This window comes from Pseudomonas farris, assembly GCF_019145235.1.
GTDB classification, from domain to species: Bacteria; Pseudomonadota; Gammaproteobacteria; order Pseudomonadales; family Pseudomonadaceae; genus Aquipseudomonas; species Aquipseudomonas farris.
In genome coordinates this window covers 1-23,169 of sequence record NZ_JAHSTV010000001.1, presented here as the reverse complement: position 1 = coordinate 23,169, position 23,169 = coordinate 1, and the positions used below count along the sequence as shown (strand labels likewise).

Here is a 23,169-nt window from a genome sequence, read left to right as displayed (position 1 = left end):
ATTCAAATGCCTTGAGAAAATGTCAGCGTCGGCACGCAGTGGAAGTCCACGATACTGGTGGCCAGACAGCCAGATTCCGTGATGACGCGGAATGCCGCAACGTCCAGGGCACGATGCAGAAATGTTTCGACTTGGTCGGAAATACCGGTTACCCCAGCGTTGAGGAAGTACAGGCCGGGCGTCAGGTTGCAGGCAAACTCAAACTGAACTTGCACGCTGCTGCCAGCTTCAACCCACTCGACCGAGTGCGCTACCGACGATGCGGAAACCGCGCCTCCCAGTTCCGCGCCGCTCACAGTTTTGATCAACATACCGAACCGCACCCGCTCGGCAATGGTGGCAAAGTCGACACTGTAGCGATAGAAGTAGCTGCGCCCGCGAACCAGATTGTTAACCTTGATGTTGGACTGGGTGTAAATGCCGGCGTCGCGAATCCGTGCGCCCTTGTCTTCGTATTCGATCGTGCTGTTAGGCTTCAGGTCGGGGTCGAAACTCTCTTCAATGTTATGTTCGATCTCGATAAGCACGGACTCTTCGGTGTCCGGATCCACACCCGTCTGTGCCTGCCCCGAGATGATTTGCTGGCGAATGATAGACCGGCGATCCGCGGCTGCGTACAGCATTTTCTGATAGTTGCCGACCACCTGCTTGGGCGCACCTTCGGTCAACTTGTCGCCGCTATCGAGCAAAATCGCGCGGTCACAGAGTTCCACAATGGCACTGCCAGCGTGGGACACGAATAGAATCGTCGCGCCTTTTTGCCGAATGGCTTCAATTCTGGAAAAGCATTTGCGCTGGAACAGTTCATCCCCGACAGACAATGCCTCGTCGACGATAAGAATCTCCGGATCGGCGTTGATCGCCACCGCGAATGCCAGGCGAACCGCCATGCCGCTGGAATACGATTTGACTTGCTGATCGATGAAGTCGCCAATGTCGGCAAACGCTTCGATTTCGGCGAAGCGCTCGTCAATCTCCTGGCGACTGAGGCCTAATATCGAACCGTTGAGATAGATATTCTCCCGGCCCGTGAAGTCTGGGTTGAAACCGGAGCCCAGCTCCAGGAGGGCAGCGATTCGGCCATTGACTTCTACCGAGCCTTCAGTGGCCGTCAGGGTTCCGCAGATAATCTGCAGCAAGGTGGATTTGCCGGATCCGTTTTTACCGATAATGCCAACCGTTTCCCCGCGGTACACTTCGAAGTTGATGTTCTTGAGTGCCCAGAACTCTCGATAGTATTTGACTTCTGCGTCTTTGATCCGGCTTTTGATTGGCGCCAGCAGCAGTTGCTGTAAACGCTGGCGAGGGCGATCGTAGATATGAAAGCATTTGCTCAGGTTCTCGACGCGGATGGCAAACGTCGATGCAGGTGCCAGTGCTGCAGACTGATCTGCTGTAATCATTTCAGAGGACATCTGCAAAACCCGATCTTGTTTTCTGGAACCACGCATATCCGGCCGCGGCGATAAATACGGAGACGATCAAATAGACGCCCAGTCCCATGAAGTCGGGCAATCTCCCCCAAATAACGATTTCCCTCATTTGTTCGATAATGAAGGTCAGGGGGTTGAGCAGGATAATGGTCTGATACTGCGCGGGAAGGGAGTTCAGCGGGAAGAAGACTGGTGACAGGAATAGCATGATCGTCGTGATGATGCCGGTGGTCTGCCCCACGTCCTGAAGGTAGACCCCCAAGGATGCCAGTATCCAGGCCAGGCCCAGTATCAGGATAATCAGAGGGAGCATCACCACTGGAGCCAACAGAATGGTGAGGTGGGGAACCCCCTGGAAAATGACGTAGGCCAGGATCAATACGGACAGGCTGACCAGTCCGTGAAACAGCGCTGCGCCGAGCGTCACGATCGGCAGGATCTCCAGAGGGAAAACCACTTTCTTGACGTAGTTGACGTTGCTTAAAACGATGCTCGGAGAGCGGTTGATGACCTCCGCGAACACCGCGTGCACGATCAGCCCGGCAAACAGCATGATCGCAAACATGGTTTTGCTCTCCTCGGTGCCGGGAGGTGAAATCCCCCAGCGCGATTTGAACACCACCGAAAACACAAACGTGTAGACGCTCAACATCATAAGCGGATTAAGGAATGACCAAAGCAAGCCCAGTACCGAGCCCCGATAACGGCCAATCACTTCACGCTTGGTCATCTGAAAGATCAGATGGCGATGCAATATCAAGTTTTTGGATAGGCCATACAGGCTTGATGTCTTTTGCGGAACACTCATTAAAATATCCAGACGAATGAAAATGATAAGGCGAAGGTATCGTTGCAAGGCAGCGTCATTTTACCCGCGGAGGGTTTGATCGCTTCGGCGGCTGGTTGCGCATTCTCCCAGAGGAGGGGGCGTATCACTAGATTCTTTTGATCAGAACAGCCAGAGCCAGACCGAGATTGCCCAAAAGGGTCTGTCGATAGAAGCGACTGCTCACCATGAGCTTTACTCTTGTGGTAAGCGGAGCATTGCGAGCTTGCTCAAAACGCTTGAGGCTCTCTGCATTATCTGGAGTCAACCGGGACGAGAGGGTATTGAGCGCTGCAATATTCGTGGTATTCCATTCGCGGAGGGAGCCTTTGAGCATGTGAACAAGGCGATTCAGGCGGCTCTTGATTGACGTGTTGGCGCCAATGACGTTCTGGTTGTGCTGGCGATAATCAAGAGTTGGAGTGGGATCGTAATAAACGTTTCCGCCACAACCGGTCACTAGCAAATACGTCCACCAGTCATGGCACACCAATGGCATGTCTGTCGAGGTTTCTCTCAGAAGGGAACATGCTGCCTGGTTGATCACCATCGTGTTGCCACCTGCCAGGCTTTGCATCAAAGCATTCTCGAAGCTTGGGCGTTTGCTGAACAATGGCGAAAAGCCGAGCGCTTTTCCGGTGACATCAATGACTCTCGTGCGACCGCAATAGAGCGAGGGTTGCCGGACAGGTTGCCGTTCCAGCCAGCTTAGGGCTCTTTGCAGCTTGGCGGGGTGCCAGTGGTCATCCTGGTCACAAAAGGCGTAGTACGCATGTTGCCCACAAGCCCGGCCCAGAACAGTCAGGAAATTGTTGGTGAATCCAGACTGTGGTCCCTGGCTGAGCACAAGGCGATCTTCACCCCAGATTTTCTGGTATTGCTGCAGGATTTCGACGGTTTCGTCCGTTGAACCATCATCCGAAGCATAGATCATCCAGTTCGAATGACTTTGAGCGGCAATCGATTCCAATTGATCCCTGAGAAAGCGGCCACCATTGAATGTACACAGTAGTACAGCCACGCTCCCGACGTTTTTTGCCAGACTGTTCAAAGGTGCAGCGGCAGCTGAGCGCGAGGAGGTTGGCACAAGTTTGAACGCTCTTTCCATGGTGACGAGTAAGGTATTCATATCGCAGCGAGCGCGCTAGTTTACCGGGTTTGTCAATGTTTTACACGGCGCAGTAGCCGGGGCCAAATACTGCTGCTCGTCGAAAACTCAAGCGTCAGGGCCTGTTTGCGCTGCTGTCGACTACAGTGGTTTTGTTTGGCCGCTCACCGCTCTCAATTTTGCTTGTGTATTACTCTCAGTCTCTGTGCTTGGGACGTTTTGGACGGTGTGACATCATACGCGGCCGCGAATTAATTGCGAATGGGTGATGTCAAACGGGGGCGAGCGATATTCCGTGCGGATACGAGCGGGGGCGTGCGCTTTTGATTTGACGACACTGATGCTGAAGGTGCAGGGAGAAAACCGGGGTGAGTGAGGGATTTATGGATAAGGTTCGGACGTTGCTGTTAGGCCTCCCAAGACGGCGCAAGCGGCTGATTCAAGTCGCCACCGACGTTGTGCTGGTGTGGATAGCTCTTTGGCTTGCCTTCATCGTCCGCCTCGGCATCGACGACATGTACAACCCGCTGAAGGTCCACTTCTGGCTCTTCGCTTGCGCGCCGGTTGTAGCCATTCCCTTATTCATCCGCTTTGGTATGTACCGAGCGGTCATGCGCTATTTTGGCAACGATGCCCTGATAGCCATCATTAAGGCTGTCAGCCTTTCGTCACTGATCCTGGCGGTTGTCGTTTATTGGTACAGCAACCACCAAACCGTCGTCCCGCGCTCCATCATCTTCAACTACTGGTGGCTGAGCATGGTGATTATCGGCGGCCTGCGCCTGTGCATGCGCCAATACTTCATGGGTGATTGGTTCACCGCTTCCCAGCACGTACCGTTCGCAAGCCGCGATGACGGCCTCACCAAAGTCGCCATCTACGGCGCTGGCGTGGCAGGCAATCAGTTGGTTGCTGCGCTTCGCATGGGCCGAGTCATGCGCCCCGTGGCATTCATCGACGACGATCCCGGCATTGCCGATCGCTCTATCTCAGGCCTTCAGGTCTACAAACCCAAACACATCCAGCAGATGATCGACGTCACCGGTGCACAGGAAATCCTTCTCGCCCTACCGTCGTCTACCCGCGCACGACGCAGGGAAATTCTCAATCTGCTGGAAGGTTTCCCGCTTCACGTACGAAGTGTTCCGAATTTCACCGATCTGGCCAGCGGCAGGGTCAAGGTTGAAGACATTCAGGAAGTGGATATCGCTGATTTGCTGGGTCGTGATGCCGTGCCAGCCCAGGCCGATTTGCTCGAACGCTGTATCAAAGGCAAGACCGTGATGGTCACTGGTGCTGGCGGATCGATCGGTTCGGAGCTGTGCCGTCAAATCTTCTCCCTTGGCCCGACCACGCTTCTGCTGTTTGAGCACAGTGAATTCAATCTCTACAGCATCCTGTCGGAATTGGAGCAGCGCGCCTGCCGTGAGTCGGTACCGGTCAAGTTGCTGCCTATCCTCGGCTCTATCCGTCACCCGCATAAGTTGCTCGATGTGATGAAGACCTGGCGCGTGGATACCGTTTATCACGCGGCGGCTTATAAGCATGTGCCAATGGTCGAGCATAATATCGCTGAAGGCGTGCTCAACAATGTCATGGGCACGTTGAATACCGCTCAGGCTGCCCTTCAGTCGGGTGTGGCCAACTTCGTGCTGATCTCAACCGATAAAGCCGTACGTCCGACCAACGTCATGGGCAGTACCAAACGTCTGGCGGAATTGACCCTTCAGGCCCTCAGTCGTGAAATCGCCCCGGTACTGTTTGGTGACAAGGCGAATGTATCCCGGGTCAACAAAACCCGTTTCACCATGGTTCGTTTTGGCAATGTGCTTGGGTCGTCCGGTTCGGTGATTCCGTTGTTCCACAGCCAGATCAAATCCGGTGGCCCATTGACGGTCACGCACCCGAAAATCACTCGCTACTTCATGACTATTCCTGAAGCCGCGCAACTGGTGATCCAGGCCGGATCCATGGGGCAGGGCGGTGATGTGTTCGTCCTGGACATGGGTGAACCGGTGAAGATCGTCGAACTGGCGGAGAAGATGATTCACTTGTCCGGTTTGAGCATCCGCTCGGAGAAGAACCTGCACGGTGACATTTCCATTGAGTTCACTGGCTTGCGTCCGGGCGAGAAGCTTTACGAAGAGTTGCTGATCGGGGATAACGTCTCTGCGACGTCCCATCCGATGATCATGTCCGCCAACGAAGACCATCTGTCCTGGGACGTGCTCAAGGGCCGTTTGACTGAGTTGCTGATCGCCGTCGAGGAGGATGATTACTCCCGCGTGCGCCAGCTCCTGCGCGAAACGGTCAGCGGCTATACCCCCGACGGCGAGATTGTCGACTGGATCCACCAGCAACGTCGTCTCGAGCCCTGATTGTTTCACATCCTGCAACAGACACACTTTTGACAGCTCCACCACATCGCCTAAGTTTAGGAGGCAGCTTCGGAAAAGCTGCTTTCTCATTCGATGTCATGGAGCTTCACTTATGCGTACTGGCTATTTCTACTCTCTGGTTTTTGCCCTGCTCACCAGCGCTTCTATTGCGGCCATTGCTGCGCCGACAGCGGCACCGGAGGCTGCCAAGGCACCCTTGATGCTGGACGTTGCCGCCAAGGCTCAAACCGGTAAGGTCGATCTCAATGGGGCTGATGCGCCGACTCTGCAGCGCGAGTTGTCCGGGATTGGTGAAGCGAAGGCCAAGGCAATTGTTGCTTATCGCGATAGTAATGGGCCGTTTTCGTCCGTCGACGAATTGCTGGAAGTGAAGGGGATCGGCAAAGCCATTCTGGACAAGAATCGCGAGAAGCTGGAAGTGAACTAAGCTTGTAAGTCCACACCAAGAGGCCGGTCATTGACCGGCCTTTTTGCATATTGCCGCAGAGGGTGATCTGACGCCTTTCATCAGAAGATGAAAAATTACGGCTATCATATGGCGTTTAAATTATGTCTATAATAAATTCGTCATTCGCTGAAGCGCTCTGACATTGAGGCGCTTCGCCTTCCTCTCAAGCATCCTCCAGGAGCATTGTCATGAATTCTGTCCAGAACCAAGGTACGGCCCTCGTCACCGGTGCTTCTTCCGGCATCGGCGCGGTTTACGCGGAGCGGTTGGCGGCCCGTGGTTTTGATTTGTTGCTGGTTGCCCGTGATCAGGAACGGCTGGAGGCTGCGGCGAGTAAGTTGCGCGCCGCGCATGGTGTTCAGGTGGAGGTACTGAAGGCGGATCTGACGCAAAAGGATGATGTGTTGAAGCTTGAGCAGCGTCTGCGCAGCGATTCGAGTATCAGCCTGTTGCTGAACAACGCTGGTGTCGCGGCGGATGGTTTGCTCGCCAACGCTGATATGGATCAGCTGGAGCGTTTGATTCAGCTGAACGTCACCACGGTGACGAGGCTGGCCTCGGCGGCGGCTGCCGGTTTTTCCAAGGCCGGTCGGGGGACGATCATTAACATTGCGTCGGTGGTAGCGTTGTTTCCTGAGCGGTTCAATGCGACGTACAGCGCGAGCAAGGCTTATGTGTTGAGCCTGACTCAGTCGTTGAACGAGGAGCTTGCGGGCACCGGGGTCCAGGTTCAAGCGGTGTTGCCGGGGGTAACACGCACCGAGATTTTGGAGCGTTCCGGTATCGATGCGTCCCAGATTCCGGCGGACATGATCATGGAAGCGGGGGAGATGGTTGACGCAGCGTTGTCGGGTCTGGACCAAGGTGAGTTGATCACCATTCCTTCCTTGCCGAATCTCTCTGAGTGGGAGTCCTATGTAGCGGCGCGTCATGCGATGGCGCCGAATCTGTCCAGAAGCACGGCCGCCACGCGTTACAAGTGAGGCGCCATGAATCGACTTGAGGTATTTGCGTTATGAGTAATCGTCGAGTGGTAGTCACGGGTATGGGCCTGGTGTCACCGTTGGGTAGTGGCGTCGAAGCGGTTTGGGCGCGTCTGTTGGCCGGGCGCTCCGGGTTGCGGGCGTTACCGGACGAGGTGGTGGCCGATCTGCCGGCCAAGGTCGGTGGCGCGGTGCAGACGCTGGCGGAAGATCCCGAGGCGGGTTTTGATCCGGATCGGGCGACGCCGCCCAAAGAGCAGAAGAAGATGGACCGCTTCATTATGTTTGCCATGGAGGCGGCGCGTCAGGCAGTGGAACAGGCGGGTTGGCAACCGCAGGACGCCAATGCCCAGGAGCGTACTGCAACTATCATCGGCTCGGGCGTGGGTGGTTTCGGTGCGATTGCCGATGCGGTGCGCACCACCGACAACCGTGGCCCGCGACGTTTGTCGCCGTTCACCATCCCTTCGTTTTTGGTCAATCTCGCCGCGGGCCATGTGTCGATCGAGCACGGTTTCAAGGGGCCTTTGGGGGCTCCGGTAACGGCGTGCGCGGCCGGGGTTCAGGCGATTGGTGATGCGGCGCGGCTGATTCGATGTGGCGAGGCGGACATTGCAGTGTGTGGCGGTGCGGAGGCGGCGATCGATCGTGTCAGTCTCGCCGGGTTCGCGGCGGCCAGGGCCTTGTCCAGCGGTTACAACGACACCCCGGAACGCTCCTCGCGGCCGTTCGACAGTGGCCGCGATGGCTTTGTGATGGGCGAGGGCTCGGGCCTTCTGGTGATCGAATCTCTGGAGCATGCCCTGGCGCGCGGCGCTCAGCCTCTGGCCGAACTGGTCGGTTACGGCACCAGCGCCGATGCCTATCACCTGACCGCGGGGCCTGAAGATGGCAGCGGTGCGCATCGGGCGATGTCGCTGGCGTTGGCTCAGGCGGGCATTTCGCCGGCACAGGTGCAACATCTCAACGCTCATGCGACCTCGACTCCGGTTGGGGATTTGGGGGAGTTGGCGGCCATCAAGTCGCTGTTCGGCTCGGACAACAAGATAGCGGTAACGTCGACCAAGTCCGCGACCGGGCATTTGCTCGGCGCCGCAGGCGGGATCGAGGCGATCTTTACGCTGTTGGCACTCCGCGATCAGGTGGTGCCGGCCACGCTCAACTTCGATAACCCGGATCCAGCCACCCAAGGCGTGGACATTGTTCATGGTCAGGCGCGGCCAATGACGATCGAGTACGCGATGTCCAACGGCTTCGGATTTGGCGGCGTGAACGCCAGCGTGTTGTTCAAATATTGGGAGGACTAGTTCACGACAGGTGATGGCACGAATAGTGATTACTTATTCGCTGACGATTGTTGAACAATCACGAGGCGTTGAGTATGAACAGCGGACTGTCCCTGGCCGACCACATCACATTGGAGTTACGCGCTGACATCATCGGCGGTCGTTTGCTGCCCGGCATGGCGCTGGTGGAAAACGATCTGGTGTCGGCTTACAACGCCTCGCGAAACACAATTCGCGAGGCGTTGCACCGTCTGGGGCAGGAAGGGTTGACCCGTTATATCCGCAACAAAGGCGTGATGGTGCGAAGGTTGGGGGCTGATGATGTGCGCGATCTGTTCAAGGTCCGTCGCACCCTGGAACTGCAAGCCATCAGCGCCAGTCAGCCGCTGCGTGATTATCAGTCCGACCGGATGCTTGAAGCCCTGGAGGCCACCGAGCTGGCCCGGGAGCGTGAGGACTGGCGTGTCGTCGGCACCCACAGCCTGGCCTTTCACCAACACATCGTCGGATTGCTGCGCAGTCCATTGTTCGATGAGTTCTTCACCAACGTCGTCGCGCAATTGCGCCTGGTGTTTTGCACCGCTCCCGATGAATCACGTTTTCAGGCGCCCTGGCTGGCGCGTGACCGGCAGATACATGACTTGCTGGCCGACGGCGATAAGCGCGCGGCCGGCGATGCCATGAGCCTTTATCTCGACGACTCCGAACACCTCCTGTTGCAGATGCTTGCCCCTTCTTCCCATCACTGATCGAGGATTTGTGCCATGTACAAAGACTATCCGGCGGCTTATCAAGTCAGCAAAGGCTCGGCCTTGCAGGTGGACACGGCTTTTTACGAGAGAGTCCGGGACAAGAAAGAGGGGCGCACGCTGATCGAGCAGTTCGAAGTGCCGATCCGCACCGGCCGTGCCTGGAATGTGCCGGCGGGGCATGTGTTCAGGGTCACGACCCCGGTCGGCCCCCAAGTCGGGGACTTCAATGTCTGGAACGCCCACGACCCGCGCGAACGCTTGTGGGCTGCGCGGACCCGGCAGTTGCAAGGGGCGCATGTCAGCACCCATGACCGGCTCTGGTCGAACCTGCCTTTCTTACGGCCGCTGGTGACCATTACCGACGATAGCCTGGCCGGGTACGGCATCGACGAACATGGCGGGCGTTTACACGACTTGCTGGGGACGCGCTGCGATCCATATGTGAACAAAATGCTCACCGGCGAGGACTTCCATCATCACTGCCACTCGAATTTGACTCGCGCGGTGTTGCCCCATGGCCTGACCGAGTTTGACGTGCATGATGTGCTGAACATTTTCCAGTGCACCGGCCTGAATCACGATGACATGTACTTCATGAAGGCCTGCCCGGCAAAACAGGGTGATTACCTGGAGTTCTTTGCCGAGATTGATTTGCTGTGCGCGCTGTCGACCTGCCCGGGTGGGGATTTGTCGCTGGCCATGTGGGGGCCGGATGCGCAGGATCCGCTGAGTGTGTGTCGGCCGCTGGGGGTGGAGATTTATCGGTTGGAGGAGTCGTTGCTTGAAGGCTGGAGCCAGCCGGAGCGTGCGGCGTACAAAGGGCTGCATGGCTTGCACATCGCCAAGGCCGATTGGGAGCAATAGAAACGGTTTTGTGGCGAGGGAGCTAGCCACAATGCCTGTCAGTTAAGGCGCGGAACCTGTGGGAGCGGCGGTGCGACGATTCGACTTGCTCGCGAAGACGGCAGCACAGTCAACATTGATGTCGCCTGACACACCGCTTTCGCGAGCAAGCCCGCTCCCACACGGATTGCGCTTAACTGACAGGCATTGCGGCTAGCCTCCCACAATTTCGGTCAGCGGTCCTGCGCATCCTTGGCATCCGCTTCTGCATTGCGTTCGGCGACGCGTTTACGTTGCTCTTCGGTCAATTCGACCTTGTTGGCAGTGTCGCGCAGCATCATCAAACCGCCAACGATCGAGCCGATGGCAACGATCAGAATCAACCAGGCATACCAGGGCATAGGGCTCTCCTTGAGGGCAGGCCGATTGGCGGGTTTCGCCGACCGATCGTGCATACCACTTTGAGCGATTAATTTTCGCAGTGGTTCCATTCTATGCCTGATAGGCCGTAGACGCCGTACATCCTTGCAGGCGCGGTGTGTGAAGTCAGAGCCCGGTCAACATCGCATCCGCCGGTGCATCGGCCCGCAACTGCGCGGTGAGCATGAAGTATACGAAACCTACTGCCATGAAGCCGAGGAAGATCAACCCGATCAAGGTGTTGAACCAGGCCATCGCCACCAGGCAAACCACCGCCAGCACCAGTGCAATGAATGGCACCAATGGATAGCAGGGCGCGCGGAAGGTGCGTTCCAGGTTCGGTTCGGTTTTGCGCAGTTTGAACAGGCTGAGCATGCTCATGATGTACATCACGATCGCACCGAATACCGCCATGGTGATCATCGCCGCTGTCAGCGTCATGCCGCCGAGGTTGATCAAACCGTCGCTGTAGATCGCCGCGATGCCGATTACGCCACCGGCGATGATCGCCCGGTGCGGGGTCTGGAAGCGCGACAGTTTGGCCAGGGATGCCGGCAGGTAACCGGCCCGGGCGAGGGCGAAGAACTGCCGCGAGTAGCCGAGGATGATCCCGTGGAAACTCGCCACCAAGCCGAACAGGCCGATCCACACCAGCATGTGCAACCAGCCGGAGCTTTCGCCGACCACGGCTTTCATGGCTTGCGGCAGCGGATCGTTGATGTTCGACAGGGTGCGCCAGTCGCCGACGCCGCCGGCAAAGAACATCACGCCCATGGCCAGCAGCACCAGGGTCAGGATACCGCTGATGTAGGCTTTCGGAATCGTGCGTTTCGGGTCCTTGGCTTCTTCGGCAGCCATGGCTGCACCTTCGATGGCCAGGAAGAACCAGATGGCAAACGGAATCGCCGCGAACATCCCGGCAATCGCTGGCGCACCGAACACATCAGAACCGGCCCAGCCGTTGAGGGCGAAGTTACTGAAGCTGAATGCCGGGGCGACCACGCCCATGAACACCAGCAATTCGGCGACCGCCAATACGCAGACCACCAGTTCGAAGGTCGCGGCCAGTTTCACGCCGAGGATGTTCAGGCCCATGAACACGATGTAGGCGCCGACTGCCGCGTGTTTTGGGTCGAGGGCGGGAAACTGCACGTTCAGATAGGCACCGATCGCCAGGGCAATCGCCGGTGGGGCGAAGACGAATTCGATCAGGGTCGCCAGCCCGGCAATCAATCCACCTTTTTCTCCAAAGGCGCGGCGGCTGTAGGCAAATGGACCGCCGGCATGGGGAATGGCGGTGGTCAGTTCGGTGAAGCTGAAAATGAAGCAGGTGTACATGGTGGCGACCATGAACGAGGTCACCAGGAAGCCAAGTGTCCCGGCAACGCCCCAGCCATAACTCCAGCCGAAGTACTCACCGGAAATCACCAGCCCGACCGCGATACCCCACAGGTGGAGCGTGCCCAGCGTGGGTTTGAGTTGTGTGTTCATGCGTTGCTCCCGGAACGGTTTGGAAAAGCTCGGGGAGGGCGTGTGCAGTGGGCGTGCCATTTTGCGGATGGGCGTCGTAAAGCGCTGAAAGCTGTCGTATCGGGGATGTTCGCCGCTGGATGAGTGCTTTTTGTGCGCCAGTTGGGGGCGTTGTTGCCTGTTCTGCCGTCTTCGCGAGCAAGCCCGCTCCCACAGGGATCGGAGTTGTGTGGGTAAACGCATTCCAAATGTGGGAGCGGGCTTGCTCGCGAAGAGGCCCGCCCGAACACCACTGCAACCCCGGCATAAACCTACTATTTACGCATTCTTTATGCCCCGCCCCACCCCTCGATCTCGCGCCTTTACAGCCTCCCTGCAGACAATCACTCCACACGCGGCAATACGCCGTAACACGGAGAACTTCCATGAGCGTTCTGGACGGAGTGTCACTGCTATTGGCAGTGGGGCTGTTCATTTATCTGTTGGTTGCGCTATTGCGCGCGGACCGGAACTAGGAGCGGCTATGCACAGTTATGACTATTGGCTGATCCTCGCCTTCTTCGCCGTGGTGCTGATCCCGGCACCGTTTCTGGGGCGCTTCTACTACAAGGTGATGGAAGGGCAGCGCACTTGGCTTTCGCCGATTCTCGGGCCGGTGGAGCGTGGTTGCTATCGAGTGGCCGGCGTTGATCCGCAGGTCGAACAGAGTTGGCAGAAATACACCCTGGCCTTGCTCGCCTTCAACCTCGCGGGTTTTTTGCTGCTGTTTGCGATCCTGGTGTTTCAGGATCACTTGCCGCTGAATCCGCAAAACCTGCCGGGTCAGGAGTGGACGCAAGCCTTCAACACCGCCGTCAGCTTCATGACCAACACCAACTGGCAGTCCTACAGCGGCGAAGCGACCCTCAGCTACCTGAGTCAGATGGTCGGCCTCACCGTGCAGAACTTCGTCAGCGCCGCCACCGGCCTCGCTGTGTTAGTCGCGCTATGTCGCGGCATCGGTCGCAAGTCCACCAAGACCCTGGGCAATTTCTGGGTCGACATGACCCGCGCCACCCTCTATGGCCTGCTGCCGTTGTGCCTGCTGTTGGCGCTGTTTCTGGTCTGGCAGGGCGTGCCACAAACCTTCGCTCATTACGTGAATGCCGTGACCATGCAAGGCGTCGATCAGGTGATCCCGCTCGGCCCGGCTGCCAGCCAGATTGCGATCAAGCAACTGGGCACCAATGGCGGTGGTTTCTTCGGCGTCAACTCGGCGCATCCGTTCGAGAACCCGACAGCCTGGAGCAACCTGTTCGAAGTCTCCTCGATCATTCTGATCCCGGTGGCGCTGGTGTTCACCTTCGGCCATTACGTGAAAGACCTGCGTCAGAGCCGCGCGATCATCGCCTGCATGCTGGCGCTGTTTTTGATCGGCGGTGCGACATCGCTGTGGGCTGAATACCAACCCAACCCGACTCTGGCCAACGTCGCCGTTGAACAAACCGCGCCGCTGGAAGGCAAGGAAGCGCGCTTCGGCACCACCGCCACCGTGCTGTGGTCGGTGACCACCACTGCGGCGTCGAACGGTTCGGTCAACGGCATGCACGACAGCCTCAACCCGCTGAGCGGGATGGTCGCGATGATCAACATGATGGTCGGCGAAGTGATCTTCGGCGGCGTCGGAGCCGGGCTCTACGGCATGTTGCTCAACGTACTGATCGCGGTGTTCCTCGCCGGACTGATGATCGGCCGCACTCCGGAATACCTCGGCAAGAAACTGCAAGCCCGGGAAGTCCAGTTGCTGGTGGTGACTTTGCTGGTGATGCCGGTCGGCGTGCTGGTGCTCGGCGCAATTGCCGCCAGCCTGCCAGGCCCGGTCGCGGCGGTGACTAACCCCGGTGCTCACGGTTTCAGCCAGTTGCTTTATGCCTACACCTCGGCCAGTGCCAACAACGGTTCGGCGTTTGCTGGATTTGGGGCGAACACCGCATTCCACAACCTGATGTTGGGCTTCGGCATGTTGATTGGGCGCTTCGGTTACATCCTCCCGGTTCTGGCCCTGGCTGGCAGCCTGGCGATGAAGAAAACCGCCCCGATTGGCCAGAACAGCTTCCCGACTCACGGCCCGCTGTTCGTGACCCTGTTGACCGTGACCATTTTGCTGGTGGGTGGCCTGACCTTTCTGCCGTCACTGGCGCTGGGTCCTATCGCTGAACATCTGAGCATGGCTGCCTTTTGAATAAGGAGCTAAGGGGAATCAATGATGAATATGCCCGCAACTAAAGCCGCCGCCGTCAAGGCGCCGGAACAACCAAAAACCGCGATCTCGGCTCTGTGGCGTCCAGCGCTGGTGCAAGCCTTCGTCAAGCTCGACCCACGGCAATTGCAGCGCGCGCCGGTGATGCTGGTGGTCGAACTGACCGCGATTCTGACCACTGTGCTGTGTTTCATTCCCGACAACGCCGTGCCGACTTTCGTCGCCGCGCAGATCGCGTTGTGGCTGTGGTTCACCGTGTTGTTCGCCAACTTCGCCGAAGCGCTGGCTGAAGGTCGCGGCAAGGCCCGTGCCGACAGCCTCAAGGCCGGCAGCGAAGGCTTGAGTGCCCGGCGCAAAAACGCCAATGGCAGCTTTCAGGTGGTGCCGGCCACCAGCCTGCGCAAGGACGATGTGGTGCGCGTCGAAGCGGGGGAGATGATTCCCGGTGACGGCGAGGTGATCGAAGGTATCGCGGCGGTCAACGAAGCGGCGATTACCGGTGAATCGGCGCCGGTGATTCGCGAGTCCGGCGGCGATCGCTCGGCCGTCACCGGCAACACCCGACTGGTGTCCGACTGGCTGCTGGTACGCATCACCGCCAACCCCGGTGAGTCGACTCTCGACCGCATGATTGCGCTGGTCGAAGGCGCCAAACGCCAGAAGACCCCAAACGAAGTGGCGTTGGATATCCTGCTGATCGGCTTGACCCTGATCTTCCTGCTGGTGGTGGTGACCCTGCAACCGTTCGCCCACTTCGCCAACGGCAGCCTGCCGCTGGTGTTTCTGGTGGCGTTATTGGTCACGCTGATTCCGACCACTATCGGCGGTTTGTTGTCGGCCATCGGTATCGCCGGGATGGACCGTCTGGTGCGCCTGAACGTGATCGCCAAGTCCGGCCGCGCCGTGGAAGCGGCGGGGGACGTGCACGTCCTGCTGCTGGACAAGACTGGCACCATCACCTTCGGCAACCGTCGCTGCTCCGCGGTCTATGCCGCGCCTGGCGTCACCGCCAAAGAGCTGGCCGAAGGCGCGTTGTTTGCCTCCCTGGCCGATGACACGGCTGAAGGCAAATCCATCGTCGAGTACCTGCGCGGTCTTCACCCGCAACCCGAGCCGTCCGCTGACGTATTGACCGCCGTGCCGTTCAGCGCTGAAACCCGCCTGTCGGGTGTCGACTATCAAGGCCGGGTCTATCGCAAAGGCGCGGTGGATTCGCTGCTGACCTTTGTCGGCCTGAAACGCGCCGATCTGGCTGCGCCTTTGTCGCGGGAAATCGACAAGATTGCTCAGAGTGGCGGCACGCCGTTGCTGGTCTGTGTTGACGGCAAATTGCTCGGTGCCATCCACCTCAAGGACGTGGTCAAGCCTGGCATCCGTGAGCGTTTCGCCGAACTGCGCAAGCTGGGGATTCGCACGGTCATGGTCACGGGCGACAACCCCCTGACCGCTGCTGCGATTGCCGCTGAAGCAGGCGTGGATGACGTGCTAGCCGAAGCCACACCGGAGAAAAAACTGGCGCGCATTCGTCATGAACAGAACGACGGTCGCCTGGTCGCCATGTGCGGCGACGGTGCCAACGACGCCCCGGCCCTGGCCCAGGCGGACGTCGGCATGGCGATGAACGATGGTACGCAAGCGGCGCGTGAGGCGGCGAACATGGTCGACCTCGACAGCGATCCGACCAAGCTGTTGGACGTGGTGCAAATCGGCAAGGAATTGCTGGTGACCCGCGGTGCGCTGACGACCTTTTCCATCGCCAACGACGTGGCCAAGTACTTCGCGATCCTGCCGGCGCTGTTCGCCTCGATCTACCCGCAATTGGGTGTGCTCAACGTCATGCACCTGAGCAGTCCGCAGAGCGCGATTCTGTCGGCGATTGTGTTCAACGCCTTGATCATTGTGGTGCTGATTCCGCTGGCATTGCGTGGTGTGCGGGTGCAGGCGGTGAGCGCGGCGGCGTTATTGCGGCGCAATCTGCTGATCTATGGACTGGGTGGATTACTGGTGCCGTTCGTGGGTATCAAGGCGATCGACATGTTGTTGACGGCGTTGCATCTGGTTTGACGGTTGCTGCTTGAGGCAGGGGGCTTTTGTGGCGAGGGAGCTTGCTCCCGCTGGGCTGCAAAGCAGCCCCACCTCAGGCCACCGTGTTTATTCAGGTACATCGCATTCACCGGGTTTACGACTGCTGCGCAGCCGAGCGGGAGCAAGCTCCCTCGCCACAGGTGATGTGTGTGCCTTCCGAGTGATGAATATTCTTCGAATCGAGGATTGTGAAATGTCCACACTAATACGTCCGGCCCTGAGCCTGCTGATGCTGATGACCCTGATCACCGGCGTCGCCTACCCTTTGGTGGTCACCGGTATCGCCCAGGTCGCCTTCCCGGATCAGGCAAATGGCAGCCTGGTGCATGATGCCGACGGCAAAGTCCGCGGTTCGTCGCTGATCGCCCAGGATTTCGTCGGCGACGCCTGGTTCCACCCACGGCCATCGGCCGGTGCCTTTGCCACCGTGTCGAGCAGCGCCAGTAACTTCTCGCCCAGCAATCCGGCGCTGGCCACTCGGGTAATCGACGAGGCCAATAAATTGCAGGTGCCAGGGCAAGGTCCGGTGCCGTTGGCCATGCTGACCACCTCTGGCAGCGGCCTCGATCCGCACTTGCCACCGGCGGCGATTGCCTATCAACTGGCGCGAGTCGCGGCGGCGCGCAATCTGCCAGTGTCTACGCTTGAGCAACTAATGGATGCGCACATCGAGCAGCCGCTGGTGGGGCCGCCGGTGGTGAATGTGTTGGCGCTGAATTTGGCGCTGGAAAAACTGTAGATCGGTGGTGGCGCCATTCGCGAGCAAGCCCGCTCCCACATTAGATCTGTGAACGCTGAAGATCCCTTGTGGGAGCGGCGGTGCGGCGATCCGACTTGCTCGCGAAGGCGGCTGAACAATCACCACATCAACATCTGAAAAAAGAGATCCCCAAGCATGAGTGACTCCGGCCGCGCCGACGCGCTGTTAGCAGACCTGCCCCGCGATGGCCGTGGCCGGCTCAAGGTGTTCCTTGGCGCAGCCCCGGGGGTCGGCAAGACCTACGCCATGCTGCAAGCTGCCCACACTCAACTGCGCCAGGGCGTGAAAGTCATGGCCGGGGTGGTCGAAACCCATGGTCGCGCCGAAACCGAAGCGCTGTTGGCTGGCTTGCCGCAGCAGCCGTTGGTGCGCTCGGAATACCGCGGCGTGATGCTCGAAGAGATGGACCTCGACGGTCTGATCAAAGCCAAGCCGAAACTGGTGCTGGTGGACGAGCTGGCCCACAGCAACGCCCCCGGCAGTCGGCACGCCAAACGCTGGCAAGACATCCAGGAATTGCTCGCCGCCGGCATTGACGTGTTCACCACGGTCAATGTCCAGCATCTGGAAAGTCTCAACGATCAGGTGCGCGGCATCACCGGCGTGCAGGTGCGCGAAACCCTGCCGGACTGGGTGTTGCAAGAAGCCTACGAACTGCTGCTGATTGACCTGCCGCCGCGTGAGTTGCTGGAGCGTCTGCGCGACGGCAAGGTCTACGTGCCGGAGCAGGCGCGGGCGGCCATCGATGCGTTCTTCACTCAGACCAACCTCACCGCCCTGCGTGAACTGGCGATGCAAACCGCTGCGGCTCAGGTCGATGACGATCTGGCGCAGGGTTATCGCCAGTTGGGGCAGGCTGCACCGGCCGTGCGCGGTCGTTTGCTGGTGGGCGTCGATGGCGATGCTCAGGCCGAGCGTCTGGTGCGTCACGCCAGTCGTGTCGCCCAGCGCCGGCATCTGCCGTGGAGCCTGGTGCATGTGGACAATGGCCGTGTGCGCGACGAGCAATCGCGCCTGCGCCTGCAAAGTGCTCAACAACTGGCTGAGCGCCTCGGTGGCGAAGTGGTGTTGCTGCGCGCCGGTGAGGTGGCGAAAACGTTGATCCAGCACGCCGCTGAACGACGCGCCAGCCTGGTGTTGGTGGGCCAGTCACGCCAGCGTTTGCGTCGACGGTTGTTCGGCGGCGGTCTGGCGTCACGTTTGCTGCGTAATGCTCGTGGGCTGGAAATCAACGTGCTCGACAGCGATCAGGAACAGCATCAGCCGCGCCAACGCTCGGCGCAATCGCTGGTCTGGTTCGACTACGCCTTGGCGCTGGTGGCGACAGTGCTCGCCAGTGCCCTGGCCTGGGTGGTGGAGAGCCTCTTGCCGCTGCCCAACATTTCGCTGGTGTTCCTCGCGGCGGTGTTGCTGGTGGCGGTGCGCAGCAGCCTTGGCCCGGCATTGTCCTGCGCGGCGCTGTCGTTTCTGACCTATGACTTTCTGTTCATTCCGCCGAATTTCTCTTTCAGCATCCAGCGTGAAGAGGATGTGCTGACCTTGCTGTTTTTCCTGCTGATGGCGGCCCTCACCGGCAACCTGGCGGCTCGGCAACGGCGGCAATTGCAGGCCTTGCGCGACACCCAGGAAGAAACCAGCGAATTGCTCGACCTGTCGCGCAAACTCACCGCCGCCACCGACCGTCAGGCCGTGGTCAGCGCTGCGGCGCAGCACCTCAACGGCTGGACCGACCTGAAACTGTGTCTGCTCAATCGCGATGGCCAGAGCGGTTGGAAAGTTGAAACCGGCGGGCCGCTGGAGTTCTCCGAAGCCGAGCGCGCCGCCGCCGATTGGGCCTGGCAGCATGACCAACCGGCTGGCGCAGGCACCGGCACTTTGCCGTTCGGGCGCTGGTGGTGGTGGCCGTTGTCGGTGGACGATGGGCCGCTGGCCCTGCTCGGCGTGTGTGCCAAAGAAGGTCAGACCCTGAGCGGCCAGCGTCGGCGTTTGCTGACCGCACTGAGTCAACCGCTGGCCCAGGCGTTGGCCCGTGCACAACTGGCCGATGACCTTGAGGCGGCGCGCTTGCATGGTGAAACCGAGCAACTGCGCAGCGCACTGCTGGCCTCGGTGTCCCACGATTTGCGCACGCCACTGACTTCCATGCGCGGTAGCATCGACAGCCTGCTGGCGCTTGGCGAGGCGATTCCGCTGGAGGACCGTCGCGAACTGCTTGAAGGCACCCGCGATGAAGCCGAACGGCTGGATCGCTACATTCAAAACCTGCTGGACATGACTCGCCTCGGTCATGGCGCCTTGAAGCTGGCGCGGGATTGGGTGTCGCCGGCAGACATCGTCGGCAGTTCGCTCAATCGTCTGCGTGCGGTGCTGGCGTCATTGCAAGTCATTACCGAAGTGCCGGCCGAGCTGCCGCTGCTCTATGTGCATGCTGCGTTGATCGAGCAAGCGCTGGTCAACGTATTGGAAAACGCTGCGCGTTTCTCACCGCCTCGCGGGCGACTGGAATTGCGTGCCGGGGCCACTGACAGCGAGCTGTTTTTTTCGGTGAGCGATGAGGGGCCGGGGATTCCGGAAGAGGAACGGGCGAAAGTTTTCGACATGTTCTACACCGCCGCTCGCGGCGATCGCGGCGGGCAGGGCACCGGTCTGGGACTGGCGATCTGTCAGGGCATGGTCGGTGCCCATGGCGGGCGGATCAGCGTCGCCGACGGCATTGAAGGCCGCGGCACCTGCATCACGCTGCACCTGCCGTTGCAGACTCAGCCGGGATTGGACAGTGAAGCCTGATCTCGTCTGCGCTACTCTCTTGCCACTTCTTTGTGTTGATGTGAATTCATGAGCCAGACCTCGACCATTTTGGTCATCGACGACGAACCGCAGATCCGCAAATTCCTGCGCATCAGCCTCGCCTCTCAAGGCTACAAAGTGCTGGAGGCCGGCACCGGCACGGACGGCTTGGCCCAAGCCGCATTGAACAAACCCGACCTGCTGGTGCTTGACCTCGGCCTCCCGGACATGGACGGCCAGCAGGTGCTGCGCGAGTTTCGCGAGTGGTCGACGGTGCCGGTACTGGTGCTGTCGGTGCGCGCCAGCGAAGGGCAGAAAGTAAAAGCCCTGGATGGCGGCGCCAACGACTACGTGACCAAGCCGTTCGGCATCCAGGAATTTCTGGCCCGAGTGCGCGCGTTGCTGCGTCAGCCGCCGACCGGTGAGGCCCAGGAAGCGGCGCTCAGTTTCGGTCCGCTCACCGTGGACCTGGCTTATCGCCGAGTGCTATTGGACGGTATCGAAGTGGCGCTGACGCGCAAGGAATATGCGGTACTCGCGCAACTGGCGCGGCATCCGGGGCGGGTCATCACCCAGCAGCAATTGCTCAAGGATATTTGGGGGCCGACCCACACCGAAGACAGCCACTATCTGCGGATAGTGGTGGGGCACCTGCGGCAGAAACTGGCGGATGATCCGACTCAGCCACGGTTCATCGTCACCGAAGCGGGGGTGGGGTATCGGCTTTTGAGTGAGGACAGCCTTTAGTCCTGTATTGATTGATCTGACGCTTTCGCGAGCAAGCCCGCTCCCACATTGGTTCGGTGATGAGCACAAACTATGTGAACACTGAAGATCCACTGTGGGAGCGGGCTTGCTCGCGAAGGCGCCGGATCAGTCATCGCCCATCTTCATTTCGTTCATTCTCATACCGATCCAGCGTATCCCGAGCAATCTCACGCCCCAGCGCGATCAATTCCGGCGCCTTGTAGAACTCGAAAAACCGGCACACCCGCTTAGGCACATTGATCAGGATATCCGGCGGATACCCGGCAATCTTGTATTGCGCCAATGACGTCTGCATCACCTCGAAACTCTGGTTGATCAGGTCCAGCAGGGACGCCGGCCCGACGTTGTCGATGATGAACGACCCGGTGGCGGATTTCGGTGCGCCGTTGCTTTCCGGGGCGGCCGCCGGTTGCTGGCCTTCGGGCGCGGCGGATTCGATCCACGGATTAATCTCGGCCGCTTCCGCCATCAACGCTTCCTTTTCCAGCAGCAGCAATTGTTCCGCCTGTTTGCGGCGGAAGGGCATTTTTGAGCCTAGCGAGTTAATCAGGCTGTCGAAGCGGGTCTTGAACGCGGCCGGGCGCTGGATCACCGGCAGTTGATAGTGACGCTGGTTGGTGGAGTTGAGGTTGACCGCGATGATCAGGTCGCAATGGCTCGACACCACCGGCACGATCGGCAATGGGTTGAGGATACCGCCGTCCACCAGCATTCGATTGCCCTGCATCACCGGCGTGAACAGGCTGGGGATCGCCGCCGAGGCGCGCATGGCCTGGTGCAGGCAGCCTTCCTGGAACCAGATTTCCTGCTGGTTGGTCAGGTCCGTGGCCACGGCCGTGTAGGGAATGCGCAAGTCTTCGATGTTGATTTCGCCGACGATCTTGCGGATCTGCCCGAAGACCTTTTCCCCGCGAATCGCGCCCAGGCGGAAGCTGACGTCCACCAGGCGCAAGACGTCGAGGTAATCCAGGCTCTCGATCCAGTCGCGATAATCCTTGAGTTTACCGGCGGCATAGATCCCGCCGACCACCGCGCCCATGGAGCAACCGGCGATACAGGCGATGTCGTAGCCGCGCCGTTCGATCTCTTCAATGACGCCGATATGGGCGTAGCCCCGGGCGCCACCCGAGCCCAACACCAGTGCGACACGCTTTTTCATGAATCGACCTCTCTGACAAGGTTCAACAATGCACCTATCGAGGGGCAAGCTTCAATCGCTATGGTCGTTTGGCGAGGCCAGTGCGTCGTTTTTTGACACTCTGGGAAGGCGAATGGGTATTCTCGCGGGCGCTGTGATTTCCACGGCGGGTTTCCACTGCGGCCCAAGGCACTTTTCACGTGCCAGACCGTCTTACGTGCATGCATGTTTACCTATCTTTGAGGTGTGAGTGATGAAAGTCTGGATCTGTGTGCCGTTGATTGCCCTGGCACTCGCCGGTTGTGCCGGTAAAACCGCTTACCGTGACAGCTGCGGTAGCCAGCTCGATGCCGCCTGGCATGAACTGGACCTGGCCAAGGTCGAGGGCTTTGCCGGGACCGTCAGCTACTCCAAGGCGCTGTCGTTGCTGACCGGTGCCAAGACCCAGCAACAATTCGAAGCCTATGAGGGTTGTACCAAGAAGGCCGAGAAGGCGCGCTTCTACATTCGTGAGTCTCGCGCCGGCCGCTGAAGCATGCTATAGCCAATGGGGGAATTTGATTCAGGGAGCAAGCGATGTCTGCCTTGGTTGATCGGTTGGTGGCTCGTGTTCTGAGCCTGGACGTTCGCCTGCTCGCCTGTCAGGCACGCTTGAGTGCCCGCACCGACTCTGAAGCGCTGCACGATCTACGCACCACCGTGCGGCGTTTGCGCAGCCTGCTGAGGCCCTTGCGCGGTTTACCCGGGGTCGAGCAACTGGAAGCGGCGGCATCCCGGGTCGGTGACCTGACCACGCCGTTGCGCGATCGCGAAGTGCTGGCGGCGTACTTGCTCGAGCACGATCAACCCGAGGCCGCGCATCGGCGCATGGTGCGGATGGACGAGGCTTATCCCCTCGTCGCGGCGAGCCCGGAAGTGGCGCAGATGCTGATGATCCTCGACGCTTTTCCGCGTTTCCTGCGGGCTTCCCAGCGTCAGGGCTTGCTCAAGGGCTTACGCAAGCGCATCGAAAAACGCTTGGGCAAACAATGGAAGAAACTCGATCAGGCCCTGCATGACCCCGCCCATGACCGCCATCGCCTGCGCCTGCTGATCAAGCGCGTGCGCTATGGCATCGAAGCCTACCCCGAACTGGATCGCTTGCCGGAAGCGGCCCTGCCCAGCCTGAAATCGGCGCAGGCTGCTTTGGGTGATTGGCACGACAGCTGGCAGTGGCTGGACCGTGCCAAAGAAGAGCCCGATTTGCAGCCCTGTGTCGCAGTCTGGAAAACCACCTTGGCCAAGGCCGAAGCGCGCGCCGACCGCGTCCTCGACAAATTCAGCGCCGCCTGCTTCAAATCCTGAAACCACCAAAGATCAACCGTGGGAGATTCTATGGTTGAAGGGAAGCCCTCAACCAGCTTTGGGTTGATATTCGCTCTGTC

Annotated in this window: 20 protein-coding genes; 14 read left to right on the top strand and 6 right to left on the bottom strand. The window is 59.4% G+C overall.

The features are described 5' to 3' along the window. Positions 1-2 precede the first annotated feature (2 nt). The 3 genes from KVG95_RS00100 to KVG95_RS00090 all read right to left on the bottom strand — a co-directional run bounded on the left by KVG95_RS00100 (position 3) and on the right by KVG95_RS00090 (position 3,388). Entirely contained in the window at positions 3-1,403 is a 1,401-nt protein-coding gene (locus KVG95_RS00100) for an ABC transporter ATP-binding protein (RefSeq protein ID WP_225922853.1), read from the bottom strand. A 1-nt stretch (position 1,404) separates the two neighbouring features. Then, positions 1,405-2,241, bottom strand: a complete 837-nt coding sequence (locus tag KVG95_RS00095; protein ID WP_217854099.1) for an ABC transporter permease — start codon at positions 2,239-2,241, stop codon at positions 1,405-1,407. 127 nt (positions 2,242-2,368) lie between these two features. Next, a complete protein-coding gene (locus KVG95_RS00090) occupies positions 2,369-3,388 on the bottom strand; it encodes a glycosyltransferase family 2 protein (RefSeq protein ID WP_225922852.1) in 1,020 nt (339 codons plus the stop codon). Between the two features lie 362 nt (positions 3,389-3,750). Here KVG95_RS00090 and KVG95_RS00085 point away from each other — a divergent pair, with 362 nt between their 5' ends. The 6 genes from KVG95_RS00085 (at position 3,751) to KVG95_RS00060 (ending at position 10,099) form a co-directional block, all read left to right on the top strand. Then, entirely contained in the window at positions 3,751-5,745 is a 1,995-nt protein-coding gene (locus tag KVG95_RS00085) for a polysaccharide biosynthesis protein (RefSeq protein WP_217854098.1), read from the top strand. A 112-nt stretch (positions 5,746-5,857) separates the two neighbouring features. Then, positions 5,858-6,193 carry a ComEA family DNA-binding protein gene (locus KVG95_RS00080; RefSeq protein WP_217854097.1) on the top strand — a complete coding sequence of 112 codons (336 nt, stop codon included), beginning with the start codon at positions 5,858-5,860 and terminating at the stop codon, positions 6,191-6,193. 209 nt (positions 6,194-6,402) lie between these two features. Then, positions 6,403-7,197 carry an SDR family NAD(P)-dependent oxidoreductase gene (locus tag KVG95_RS00075; RefSeq protein WP_123723166.1) on the top strand — a complete coding sequence of 265 codons (795 nt, stop codon included), beginning with the start codon at positions 6,403-6,405 and terminating at the stop codon, positions 7,195-7,197. A 32-nt stretch (positions 7,198-7,229) separates the two neighbouring features. Beyond that, entirely contained in the window at positions 7,230-8,504 is a 1,275-nt protein-coding gene (gene fabF / locus KVG95_RS00070; RefSeq protein ID WP_052964075.1) for a beta-ketoacyl-ACP synthase II, read from the top strand. A gap of 74 nt (positions 8,505-8,578) precedes the next feature. Continuing rightward, entirely contained in the window at positions 8,579-9,232 is a 654-nt protein-coding gene (locus KVG95_RS00065; RefSeq protein ID WP_217854096.1) for a GntR family transcriptional regulator, read from the top strand. A gap of 15 nt (positions 9,233-9,247) precedes the next feature. Further along, positions 9,248-10,099 (top strand): urea carboxylase-associated family protein, encoded by an 852-nt coding sequence (locus KVG95_RS00060; protein WP_217854095.1) that lies wholly within the window; start codon positions 9,248-9,250, stop codon positions 10,097-10,099. Between the two features lie 212 nt (positions 10,100-10,311). On the opposite strand, the gene KVG95_RS00055 is transcribed toward KVG95_RS00060, so the two are convergent. After that, the gene (locus tag KVG95_RS00055) at positions 10,312-10,479 is read right to left on the bottom strand and encodes a DUF2897 family protein (RefSeq protein WP_008006000.1); all 168 of its coding nucleotides are present in this window, start codon (positions 10,477-10,479) and stop codon (positions 10,312-10,314) included. 145 nt (positions 10,480-10,624) lie between these two features. After that, positions 10,625-11,989 (bottom strand): ethanolamine permease, encoded by a 1,365-nt coding sequence (eat, locus tag KVG95_RS00050; protein ID WP_008006002.1) that lies wholly within the window; start codon positions 11,987-11,989, stop codon positions 10,625-10,627. Positions 11,990-12,393: 404 nt separating this feature from the next. Here eat and kdpF point away from each other — a divergent pair, with 404 nt between their 5' ends. From kdpF to KVG95_RS00020, 6 genes are all read left to right on the top strand, one after another. After that, positions 12,394-12,483 (top strand): K(+)-transporting ATPase subunit F, encoded by a 90-nt coding sequence (gene kdpF, locus KVG95_RS00045; protein WP_007899818.1) that lies wholly within the window; start codon positions 12,394-12,396, stop codon positions 12,481-12,483. Between the two features lie 8 nt (positions 12,484-12,491). After that, a complete protein-coding gene (gene kdpA, locus KVG95_RS00040; protein WP_217854094.1) occupies positions 12,492-14,189 on the top strand; it encodes a potassium-transporting ATPase subunit KdpA in 1,698 nt (565 codons plus the stop codon). Between the two features lie 24 nt (positions 14,190-14,213). Then, the gene (gene kdpB, locus KVG95_RS00035; protein WP_217854093.1) at positions 14,214-16,271 is read left to right on the top strand and encodes a potassium-transporting ATPase subunit KdpB; all 2,058 of its coding nucleotides are present in this window, start codon (positions 14,214-14,216) and stop codon (positions 16,269-16,271) included. 214 nt (positions 16,272-16,485) lie between these two features. Then, the gene (gene kdpC, locus KVG95_RS00030; RefSeq protein WP_217854092.1) at positions 16,486-17,031 is read left to right on the top strand and encodes a potassium-transporting ATPase subunit KdpC; all 546 of its coding nucleotides are present in this window, start codon (positions 16,486-16,488) and stop codon (positions 17,029-17,031) included. Between the two features lie 156 nt (positions 17,032-17,187). Beyond that, on the top strand, positions 17,188-19,839 hold the full coding sequence (locus KVG95_RS00025) for a DUF4118 domain-containing protein (protein ID WP_217854091.1): 2,652 nt from the start codon (positions 17,188-17,190) through the stop codon (positions 19,837-19,839). 48 nt (positions 19,840-19,887) lie between these two features. Next, on the top strand, positions 19,888-20,586 hold the full coding sequence (locus tag KVG95_RS00020; RefSeq protein WP_217854090.1) for a response regulator: 699 nt from the start codon (positions 19,888-19,890) through the stop codon (positions 20,584-20,586). Positions 20,587-20,716: 130 nt separating this feature from the next. Here KVG95_RS00020 and KVG95_RS00015 read toward each other — a convergent pair whose 3' ends face one another. After that, a complete protein-coding gene (locus KVG95_RS00015; RefSeq protein ID WP_217854089.1) occupies positions 20,717-21,766 on the bottom strand; it encodes a patatin-like phospholipase family protein in 1,050 nt (349 codons plus the stop codon). A 232-nt stretch (positions 21,767-21,998) separates the two neighbouring features. Between KVG95_RS00015 and KVG95_RS00010 the strand changes: the two genes are divergently transcribed. Then, positions 21,999-22,277, top strand: coding sequence for a hypothetical protein (locus KVG95_RS00010; protein WP_052964059.1), 279 nt, complete (start codon positions 21,999-22,001; stop codon positions 22,275-22,277). A gap of 44 nt (positions 22,278-22,321) precedes the next feature. Continuing rightward, the gene (locus tag KVG95_RS00005) at positions 22,322-23,089 is read left to right on the top strand and encodes a CHAD domain-containing protein (protein ID WP_217854088.1); all 768 of its coding nucleotides are present in this window, start codon (positions 22,322-22,324) and stop codon (positions 23,087-23,089) included. Positions 23,090-23,169: the final 80 nt, after the last annotated feature.

What these genes read in the sequence shown, in the direction of transcription:
- KVG95_RS00100 (WP_225922853.1), bottom strand. Translation starts at nt 1,403, where the DNA reads ATGATTACAGCAGATCAGTCTGCAGCACTGGCACCTGCATCGACGTTT.
- KVG95_RS00095 (WP_217854099.1), bottom strand. Translation starts at nt 2,241, where the DNA reads ATGAGTGTTCCGCAAAAGACATCAAGCCTGTATGGCCTATCCAAAAAC.
- KVG95_RS00090 (WP_225922852.1), bottom strand. Translation starts at nt 3,388, where the DNA reads ATGAATACCTTACTCGTCACCATGGAAAGAGCGTTCAAACTTGTGCCA.
- KVG95_RS00085 (WP_217854098.1), top strand. Translation starts at nt 3,751, where the DNA reads ATGGATAAGGTTCGGACGTTGCTGTTAGGCCTCCCAAGACGGCGCAAG.
- KVG95_RS00080 (WP_217854097.1), top strand. Translation starts at nt 5,858, where the DNA reads ATGCGTACTGGCTATTTCTACTCTCTGGTTTTTGCCCTGCTCACCAGC.
- KVG95_RS00075 (WP_123723166.1), top strand. Translation starts at nt 6,403, where the DNA reads ATGAATTCTGTCCAGAACCAAGGTACGGCCCTCGTCACCGGTGCTTCT.
- fabF (WP_052964075.1), top strand. Translation starts at nt 7,230, where the DNA reads ATGAGTAATCGTCGAGTGGTAGTCACGGGTATGGGCCTGGTGTCACCG.
- KVG95_RS00065 (WP_217854096.1), top strand. Translation starts at nt 8,579, where the DNA reads ATGAACAGCGGACTGTCCCTGGCCGACCACATCACATTGGAGTTACGC.
- KVG95_RS00060 (WP_217854095.1), top strand. Translation starts at nt 9,248, where the DNA reads ATGTACAAAGACTATCCGGCGGCTTATCAAGTCAGCAAAGGCTCGGCC.
- KVG95_RS00055 (WP_008006000.1), bottom strand. Translation starts at nt 10,479, where the DNA reads ATGCCCTGGTATGCCTGGTTGATTCTGATCGTTGCCATCGGCTCGATC.
- eat (WP_008006002.1), bottom strand. Translation starts at nt 11,989, where the DNA reads ATGAACACACAACTCAAACCCACGCTGGGCACGCTCCACCTGTGGGGT.
- kdpF (WP_007899818.1), top strand. Translation starts at nt 12,394, where the DNA reads ATGAGCGTTCTGGACGGAGTGTCACTGCTATTGGCAGTGGGGCTGTTC.
- kdpA (WP_217854094.1), top strand. Translation starts at nt 12,492, where the DNA reads ATGCACAGTTATGACTATTGGCTGATCCTCGCCTTCTTCGCCGTGGTG.
- kdpB (WP_217854093.1), top strand. Translation starts at nt 14,214, where the DNA reads ATGAATATGCCCGCAACTAAAGCCGCCGCCGTCAAGGCGCCGGAACAA.
- kdpC (WP_217854092.1), top strand. Translation starts at nt 16,486, where the DNA reads ATGTCCACACTAATACGTCCGGCCCTGAGCCTGCTGATGCTGATGACC.
- KVG95_RS00025 (WP_217854091.1), top strand. Translation starts at nt 17,188, where the DNA reads ATGAGTGACTCCGGCCGCGCCGACGCGCTGTTAGCAGACCTGCCCCGC.
- KVG95_RS00020 (WP_217854090.1), top strand. Translation starts at nt 19,888, where the DNA reads ATGAGCCAGACCTCGACCATTTTGGTCATCGACGACGAACCGCAGATC.
- KVG95_RS00015 (WP_217854089.1), bottom strand. Translation starts at nt 21,766, where the DNA reads ATGAAAAAGCGTGTCGCACTGGTGTTGGGCTCGGGTGGCGCCCGGGGC.
- KVG95_RS00010 (WP_052964059.1), top strand. Translation starts at nt 21,999, where the DNA reads ATGAAAGTCTGGATCTGTGTGCCGTTGATTGCCCTGGCACTCGCCGGT.
- KVG95_RS00005 (WP_217854088.1), top strand. Translation starts at nt 22,322, where the DNA reads ATGTCTGCCTTGGTTGATCGGTTGGTGGCTCGTGTTCTGAGCCTGGAC.